Raw genomic sequence first — 7,630 nt, 5'->3', positions numbered from 1 at the left:
CACGGCCGCCTGCACCACATCGGCATCGGCCGCATCCACGCAGGCACCCGCGTCCTGCTCCTGGTCCACGACCTCGACATCCGCATCGTCGACGCCGCCACCGGAGAACTCCTCCGCGAGCTCGTCCTGGACCCCACCAGGAACTACCAACCAACCGGAGCACCCAAAGGCCCCACCCAACGAAGAACACCCCGGACCTGAGGGTTCGGGGCGTCCACGATGTCTTGAGACATCACACGGAGCCGCCTGTCGGAATCGAACCGACGACCTATTCATTACGAGTGAATCGCTCTACCGACTGAGCTAAGGCGGCACGCTGCCCGGACGTCCGGAAGCGGGTCCGGGTCCGGGCAACGTCCGCGAGTATACGGTTCCTCCCGCCCGGGCATGAAATCCGGGCGGGAGCCGTGTTCAGGCGGCGATCGCGGCGGCTGCGTGGCTCGTGGCGGCCTTGCCGGTGACCCACTTCTGCTCCGCCCCGCACCAGCAGACGTGGCTGACGACGATGCCGTGGGCGGTGTTGACCAGGGACGTCACCTGGTCGGGGAAGACGAGCTGCCGCTTGCCGCACGCGGTGCACTTGTGGTCGAACATTGGTGACCTCCCTCGATGATGCTGGATGTGTTCACCACTATGTTCGACGGTCCGAGGCTATAGGGGTAGCCTCTCTTTCCTTCACCTTCTCAAGGAGAGACCTATGCTCTCACTGCACCAGCTGCGATGCTTCCTCGCGACGTACGAGCAGGGCTCCCTGACCGCGGCCGCCGAACAGCTCGGTTACGCGCAGCCCTCGGTCTCCGAGCAGATCCGGTCGTTGGAGAAGTCGGTGGGTGCCGACCTGTTCCGGCGGGTCGGGCGCGGCGTCGTACCCACGACCATCGCGGACTCGCTGCGCCCGCACGCGGAGAAGACGCTGGCCGCCGCGGAGGAGGCGCGACGGGCGGTGGCGAGCGCGACGGCGCTGGAGACCGGAACGATCCGGTTCGGCATGTTCGGCACAGCCCGGTTGTACGCCGGGGCGGGGCTGGTCGCCGATGTGCTGGCGCGGCATCCCGGCGTCCGGGTGGAGCTGATCGGCCAGAACTCCACCGACGTGCAGGAGGACCTGCGCCGGGGCCGCATCGAGGCCGCGATGATCGCCGTGCCGACGGTGAGCAGCGAGGGCATGCACGTCACGCCAGTTGCCCGCGACGAGCTCGTCTACATCAGCACCGATCGGGAGAAGCTGGCCTCGCCGGTGACCGCGCAGCGGTTGGCCCAGGCCTCCCTCGTGATGCCCGAGACCACCTGGCGGGCCACCGACTCCACCCGCAGGGTGCTGCGCGAGATGGTGCACAGCACCGGCCGCAACCCGCAGACCCGCATCGAGGTCGAGGACGTGGAGACCGCCGTCGAGCTGGTCGGGATGGGGCTCGCGGACTCGGTCATCCCGCGCGGGGCCGCCGAGCAGCTGCTGTCCCGGCTGGCACCGGAAGCGGGATGGGTCCGACTTCGCCCGCGCCAGTACGACACGCTCGCCATCGTCCACCGTTCCGGTGCGACCCTGTCCCCGGCCGCACGGCTGATGATCGAGCTGGCGACCAAGCGCATCCAGGCACTGACCGAGCCGGTCAGCCCGCGGTAGGACCCGCAGGCGCACCGGCAAGGCGTCAGCGGCCCTCGAGCAGCGGCCCGGCCGGGTCGTGGCGGATCCCGACCTTGCGCGCGGCCATCCCCGACAGCGCCTCGAGCGCGACCCGGTTGGCGAGGAACGCCGTGATCTCGGCGTGGTCGTAGGGCGGGCTGACCTCGACGATGTCCATGCCCACCACGGGCAGCTCCAGGCAGATCCGGCGCACCGAGTCGAGCAGCTGCCGCGCGGACAGCCCACCCGGCTCCGGCGTACCCGTGCCGGGTGCATGGCCGGGGTCGCACACGTCGACGTCGACCGACAGGAAAACCCCGTCGCAGTCGTCCATGGCGATCTCGAACGACTCCGTCAGGCAGGCCTCGAGCCCGCGGGCGCCGATCTCGGTCATCTCGTAGGAGCGCATCCGCTGCTCGGCCATCCACGACAGCGTGGTGGGCTCGGGCCAGTAGCCGCGCAGCCCGATCTGCAAGAACCGGTCACCGCGGAGTGCTCCCGACTCGATCAGCCGGCGCATCGGCTGGCCGTGCCCGTAGAGCGAGCCGAACTCGATGTCGCCGGTGTCGGCATGGGCGTCGAAGTGCAGCATCGACACCCGGCCGAAACCGTGGTGCCGGGCCACTCCGGTCGCGTCGGGCAGGGCGATGGTGTGGTCGCCGCCGAGGACCAGCGGTACGACGCCGGCCGCGGACACGGTGTGCACCGCCTCCTCGAGCGCGGCGATCGAGCGCTCGACGTCGCCGGAGTACATCTCGACGTCGCCGGCGTCGAGCACGCGGATGTCCTGCAGGGCGTCGACGCGCAGCGCCAGGTGCGGTCGCGAGCCGTCGTGGGCGAGGTAGCAGGTCTGCCGGATCGCCTGCGGGCCGAACCGGGCGCCGGGCCGGTGCGACGTACCGCCGTCGAAGGGTGCGCCGACGATCACGACGTCCGCGCCGGCGAACGACGCGGGGTCCTCGAGGTCGCAGCGGTCGACGCCGAGGAAGGTCAGGTCCGGCCCGTACTGCGGCCCATAGCGCGTCATGACGACCTCCGATGCATCAACAGTCGACCGTTCCGTCCGGCACCTTGCCGGAGACGAGGTAGGACTCGACGGCCGTGTCCACGCAGTCGTTGCCGGCGAGGTAGCCGGTGTGGCCGTCGCCGTCCCGGCGCACCAGCACGCCCGACTCGAGCTGCTCGGCCAGCGCCTCGGCCCACTCCAGCGGCGTCGCCGGGTCGCGCGTGGTGCCGATGACCATGATCGGCGCGGCACCCTCGGCCGCGATCTCCTCGGGCACCCGGCCGGAGTGGACCGGCCACTGCTCGCACCCGGAGAGGCTGTAGGCGAAGATCCGGCCGAAGGTCGGGGACGCCTTCTCGAAGCGCGGGAGGTACTGGTCGACCTCGGAGCTCGGGATCGCGTCGTCGTGGTCGAGGCAGTTCACGGCGTACAGCGCCTCGAGTGAGTTGTTCAGGTAGCCATCGGCCCCGCGCGAGACGTAGGCGTCGGACAGCGCCATCAACGGCGCACCGTCACCGCCGAAGGCCGACCGCAGGGCGTTGTCGAGGATGTCCCAGAAGCTCTCGTTGTACAGCGGCGCCCAAACGCCCAGCACCGCGTTGCCGGCGGTCAGCCTGCGCCCGTTGGCGTCCATCGGCTGACGGTCCACCTGGTCGAGCAGCTGCCGGATCCGCCGGGTCCCGACGTCGACCGACCCACCGAGGAAGCAGCCGCCCCGGTCGACGCACCGGCCGACGTACGCGCGCAGGGCGGTCTCGAAGCCCTTGGCCTGCACAAGGTTCAGCCTGAGCGAGCTCAGCGATGGGTCGAGCGCACCGTCGAGCACCATCCGACCGACCCGGTCCGGGAACAGGTCGGCGTAGGTGGCGCCGAGGAACGTGCCGTAGGACGCCCCGAAGTAGCTCAGCTTCCCGTCACCCAGGGCGGCGCGCAGCACGTCGATGTCCCGGGCCGCCTCCGCGGTGGACATGTGCTCGGCCAGCGCGCCGGTCCGGTCGAGGCACCCTTCGCCGAGTCCCCGGACGAGCCGGTCGGAGCGCGCGACCTCCGCTGCCGTGTCGGGGTCGGGGTCCGCGGCCACGAGGGTGTCGAGCTGGCTGTCGGAGAGACAGTCGAGCGGAGTCGAGCGTCCGACACCGCGCGGGTCGAAGCCGACGATGTCGAAGGCCCGCTGCAGCTCCGGTCCGAAGTACGCCGCGGCGTTGGTGGCGTAGTCGACACCCGAGCCACCCGGTCCGCCCGGGTTGACCACCAGGGAGCCGACCCGTCGGTCCTTGTCGCGAGCCGGGACGCGCAGCACCTCCAGGGTGATCGTCTCGCCTTCGGGCTCGGCGTAGTCGAGCGGGACCTCCAGCTCGGCGCAGTCGTTGCCGCCGCACCGCTTCCAGTCGAGCTCCTGCTCGTAGTAGCGGGTGAGGTCGGGCTCCGCCTCCTCCTCAGGGTCGGCCGGCTGCACGGGGCTCGCGGACAGCGACGGCTCCGGCAGCGCCGGGTCGTCGGAGGTGAACGCGTCGCACCCGGACAGCACGAACGGCGCGCACAAGGCGAGAGCGAGGACGAGGGCACGCCCTGGAGCGCGGCGCGGTGCGAGGGGAGCCACGCGACAACTGTAGGTGGCGCCCGGTGGTCGGGTCGTCGGAGCCAGATCTCGACGGGCTCGTCATCCGGGGAGTCAGCGGATGCGCAGCGTCACCATCATCGACTCGAGCGTCATCAATGGCGTGGCGTTGAACTCGGACATGTTCTCCCGAGCCAGGAAGATCGCGTCGATGCGGCGGAGGTTCTCCTCCGGTGTGGAACGGCGCGCAATGTCCTCGATCTCGCGACGGACCTCCTCGTTGACCAGGGCGCCCGGCGCACCTGACTGCATGGCGATCGCGTCGCGGTAGACCGACATGATGTCCATCAGGCTGCGGTCGATGACATCCATCTCGCGACGCTTCTGGCGCTGCTTCTGGCTGTGTGTGAGCTCACGCAGCGCCGCCTTGTAGGACCGGGACTGCTTCGCCTTGCGGTCGTCGCCGTAGGTCGCGTCGAGCTCGGCCATCTCGCGGGTGTTGGTGCTGTCGGTGATCGACTCGGTCTCGTCCTTGGCGATCTCGACGAGGTTTGCGGCGGCGTTCATGCAGGCGCCGAGCGAGGTGAGCCGGCCGGGGAGCGCGACGACCTCGCGGCGCCGGTTGCGGGTCGCCTCGTCACGCGCGAGCGCCCGGGCCCGCCCGATGTGGCCCTGGCTGGCGCGGGCCGCGAACGCCGCGACCGGTTCGGGCACGCCGTCCTTCTCCATCAGGAACCGCGCCACCTCCGCGGCGGTCGGCGTCGTCAGGGAGATGTTGCGCGCCCGCGACCGGATAGTCGGCAGCACGTCCTCCAGGGTCGGTGCGCACAGCAGCCACACCGTCTTGGGGGTGGGCTCCTCGATGGCCTTGAGCAGGGTGTTGCCGGTGCGCTCACCGAGCCGGTCGGCGTCCTCGATGACCATGATCTGCCATCGCCTCTCGGCAGGGGCGAGGGCCGAGCGGTGCACCAGGTCACGCATGTCGTCGATGTAGAGGACCGAGGTCTCGGACCGCGTGACGCTGACGTCGGGATGGGTGCCCGCGAGCGCGGTCTGACAGGTGCGGCACGTACCGCAGCCGGCGTCGGGACATTGCAGCGCGGCGGCGAATGCGAGCGCGGCGTTGGACCGGCCGGAGCCTGGCGGGCCGGTGAACAGCCAGGCGTGCGTCATCCCCTGCCCGGCGACGGCGCGGGCCAGGGTCTTGACCACATGGCGCTGCCCGACCAGGGAGCCCCACACTGCGCCCGGCTGCGTGGCGGACGCGGCGGCGGTGGTCACGGCTGGTTCCCCCCCTCGACGAGGGACGAGCCGGCCGGCCGAGTCGCCGACTGGGCGGTCGGGTGGGTCGACTCGGTGGTGGACTCGGTGCCGCCCTCGGGGCGGGTGCGGGTCGCCGCCTCGAGAAGTGGCTCGACGCGGGTCCGGATCTCCGCGGCGATCGCGTCGATCGGGGCGCGGGCGTCGACCACGACGTAGTGCTCCGGCTGGCCCGAGGCGAGCTGAAGGAACATGTCGCGCACCCGCTCGTGGAACTCGACCGACTCGCCCTCGATGCGGTCCCGCTCCTCGAACCGGGTGAGGCCCTGGGCGGGCGGCAGGTCGAGGACGACGGTCAGGTTGGGCCGCAGGTCGCCGGTGGCCCACCGGGCGATCCGCTCCACCTCGCGGTCGAGGAGGGCCCGGCCCGCACCCTGGTAGGCGAGCGTGCTGTCGACGTAGCGGTCCGTGACGACCACCGCACCACGCGCCAGCGCCGGTGCGACGACCGAGTCGACGTGCTCGGCCTTGTCGGCGGCGTAGAGGAGGGCCTCCGTGCGGTGCGAGATGTTGCCGGTGGCCGGGTCGAGCACGATCCTGCGGAGCTTCTGCCCGACCTCGGTGTCACCGGGCTCGTGGGTGAGGACCACCTCGTAGCCCTCGTCGCGCAGCCAGGACTCGAGGAGCGTGGCCTGGGTGGACTTGCCGGCCCCCTCGCCGCCCTCGAGTGCGACGAAGCAGCCCGTCGCGGAGTAGACGCCGAGCGTGCCACTGAAGGAGTGGCGCAGGTCGTTCACCAGCGAGATCCCTTTCCGGTCGTCCATCTGACGGTAGGCCGTGACACCGACGACGGTCATCAGCACGGCCGCGATCAGGAAGGTGATCGCCGCGCCGTTGTAGACCAGCAGAGGGTCACCGTTCTCGTCCTCGAACGGGATCCGGGGGGTGCCGATGGTGCCGGCGACGAGTGGCGCCGCGGCCAGGACCAGCGCTAGGGAGAGCCTGATCATCGAGCCGACGAACGCGAACGTCCGGCCCCGGACCTCGTCGGGCACCTCGAGCCCGAGCAGCGTGTTGCCGGTGATCCAGGCGACGCCCGCGAAGAACCCCAGCACCAGGGTGAGCGCGGTGACGATCTCGAGCTGCTGCACCAGCGCGAGCGGGAACAGCAGCAGTCCGGTGGTGGTTAGCGCGATGCCGAACAGCCGGCGCCGAGACAGCCCGTGCAGCAGCCGCGGGCCGCGCCACATGCCGAGCCCGAGGCCGAGGAAGACGGTGCCGAACAGGACGCCGTACCCGGGGTCACCTCCGCCGAGGTCGGCGACGAACGTGCGGGCCAGGCCGATCACGACGCCGCCGGCCGCGAACGCGCCGACGATGCCGATCACCAGGCCGCGTACGACGGGGGTGGTGGCGACGTACTTCCAGCCGTCGACGACCACGCTCCACACGGTGTCCTCGGCGTCGACGTCCGCGGGCCCGCGCGGGATGTTCTTCAGGGTCGCGATGACGAGGCCGGAGACGATGAACGTGACCCCGTTGACGTAGATCGCCAGGTCGATCGGCCCGCGGTCGAACCAGTCGAAGAGGTTGCGGTAGAGCTTGTCGACCAGGGTCAGGCCGGTGAAGATCGCAGCGGCCGGCAGCGCCGAGCCGTAGGTCGTGGCCAAGCTGATCTGGTTGGCCGCCTCGAGCCGGTGCCGCGGCACCAGGTTGGGCACCGTCGCGTCCTTCGCCGGCCCCCAGACCAGCGAGACCGCCTCGACGAGCACGGTGACGACGAAGATCCACCAGAGCTCGCCGACCAGCGGGATGGTCAGGAACAGCGCGCCGCGGACGTAGTCGCCCCAGATCAGCGTCAACCGTCGGTCCAGCTTGTCCGCGATGTAGCCGGCGATCGGGCCCATGATGAGCGCGGGCAGCACGCGCAGGAACAGCACGGTGGCGATCGCGTAGTTCTTGCCGGCGTACGAGTCCGCGCTCGCGTTGGCCATCGCGGTGAGCGCGAGCAGCCCGATCCAGTCGCCGAGACTGGACAGGCCGAGCCCGATCCAGAGTCGGCGGAAGTCGGGGATCCGCAGCACCGCCGCGAGCGAGTGCGTCGGAGCGTGCCGGAGGTCCTCGACCGCCGACGCGTGGGGCTGTTCGCTCACGGGGCCACCCTAGGCGTTCGGTCGCTCGG

Annotated in this window: 6 protein-coding genes and 1 tRNA gene; 1 reads left to right on the top strand and 6 read right to left on the bottom strand. The window is 70.9% G+C overall.

All coding sequences use genetic code 11. The features are described 5' to 3' along the window. Positions 1–240 precede the first annotated feature (240 nt). A tRNA-Thr gene (locus VFH10_RS01105) sits at positions 241–313 on the bottom strand. A 98-nt stretch (positions 314–411) separates the two neighbouring features. Beyond that, positions 412–594, bottom strand: a complete 183-nt coding sequence (locus tag VFH10_RS01100) for a hypothetical protein (protein ID WP_325125147.1) — start codon at positions 592–594, stop codon at positions 412–414. Positions 595–697: 103 nt separating this feature from the next. On the opposite strand from VFH10_RS01100, the gene VFH10_RS01095 reads away from it, so the two are divergent. After that, entirely contained in the window at positions 698–1,624 is a 927-nt protein-coding gene (locus VFH10_RS01095) for a LysR family transcriptional regulator (protein WP_325125145.1), read from the top strand. A 25-nt stretch (positions 1,625–1,649) separates the two neighbouring features. Here VFH10_RS01095 and speB read toward each other — a convergent pair whose 3' ends face one another. The 4 genes from speB to tmk form a co-directional block, all read right to left on the bottom strand. Then, on the bottom strand, positions 1,650–2,651 hold the full coding sequence (speB, locus tag VFH10_RS01090; RefSeq protein ID WP_325125143.1) for an agmatinase: 1,002 nt from the start codon (positions 2,649–2,651) through the stop codon (positions 1,650–1,652). Positions 2,652–2,667: 16 nt separating this feature from the next. Continuing rightward, complete coding sequence (locus VFH10_RS01085) at positions 2,668–4,230, bottom strand: alpha/beta hydrolase (RefSeq protein WP_325125141.1); 1,563 nt, start codon at positions 4,228–4,230, stop codon at positions 2,668–2,670. Positions 4,231–4,302: 72 nt separating this feature from the next. Next, positions 4,303–5,469 (bottom strand): DNA polymerase III subunit delta', encoded by a 1,167-nt coding sequence (locus VFH10_RS01080; RefSeq protein ID WP_325125139.1) that lies wholly within the window; start codon positions 5,467–5,469, stop codon positions 4,303–4,305. Continuing rightward, complete coding sequence (gene tmk, locus VFH10_RS01075; RefSeq protein WP_325125137.1) at positions 5,466–7,601, bottom strand: dTMP kinase; 2,136 nt, start codon at positions 7,599–7,601, stop codon at positions 5,466–5,468. The genes VFH10_RS01080 and tmk overlap by 4 nt, the downstream gene beginning before the upstream one ends. Between the last annotated feature and the right edge of the window lie 29 nt (positions 7,602–7,630).

It is taken from the genome of Nocardioides sp., from assembly GCF_035697785.1.
GTDB lineage: Bacteria > Actinomycetota > Actinomycetes > Propionibacteriales > Nocardioidaceae > Nocardioides_B.
This window is presented reverse-complemented; position numbering and strand designations above follow the sequence as displayed.

What these genes read in the sequence shown, in the direction of transcription:
- VFH10_RS01100 (WP_325125147.1), bottom strand. Translation starts at nt 594, where the DNA reads ATGTTCGACCACAAGTGCACCGCGTGCGGCAAGCGGCAGCTCGTCTTC.
- VFH10_RS01095 (WP_325125145.1), top strand. Translation starts at nt 698, where the DNA reads ATGCTCTCACTGCACCAGCTGCGATGCTTCCTCGCGACGTACGAGCAG.
- speB (WP_325125143.1), bottom strand. Translation starts at nt 2,651, where the DNA reads ATGACGCGCTATGGGCCGCAGTACGGGCCGGACCTGACCTTCCTCGGC.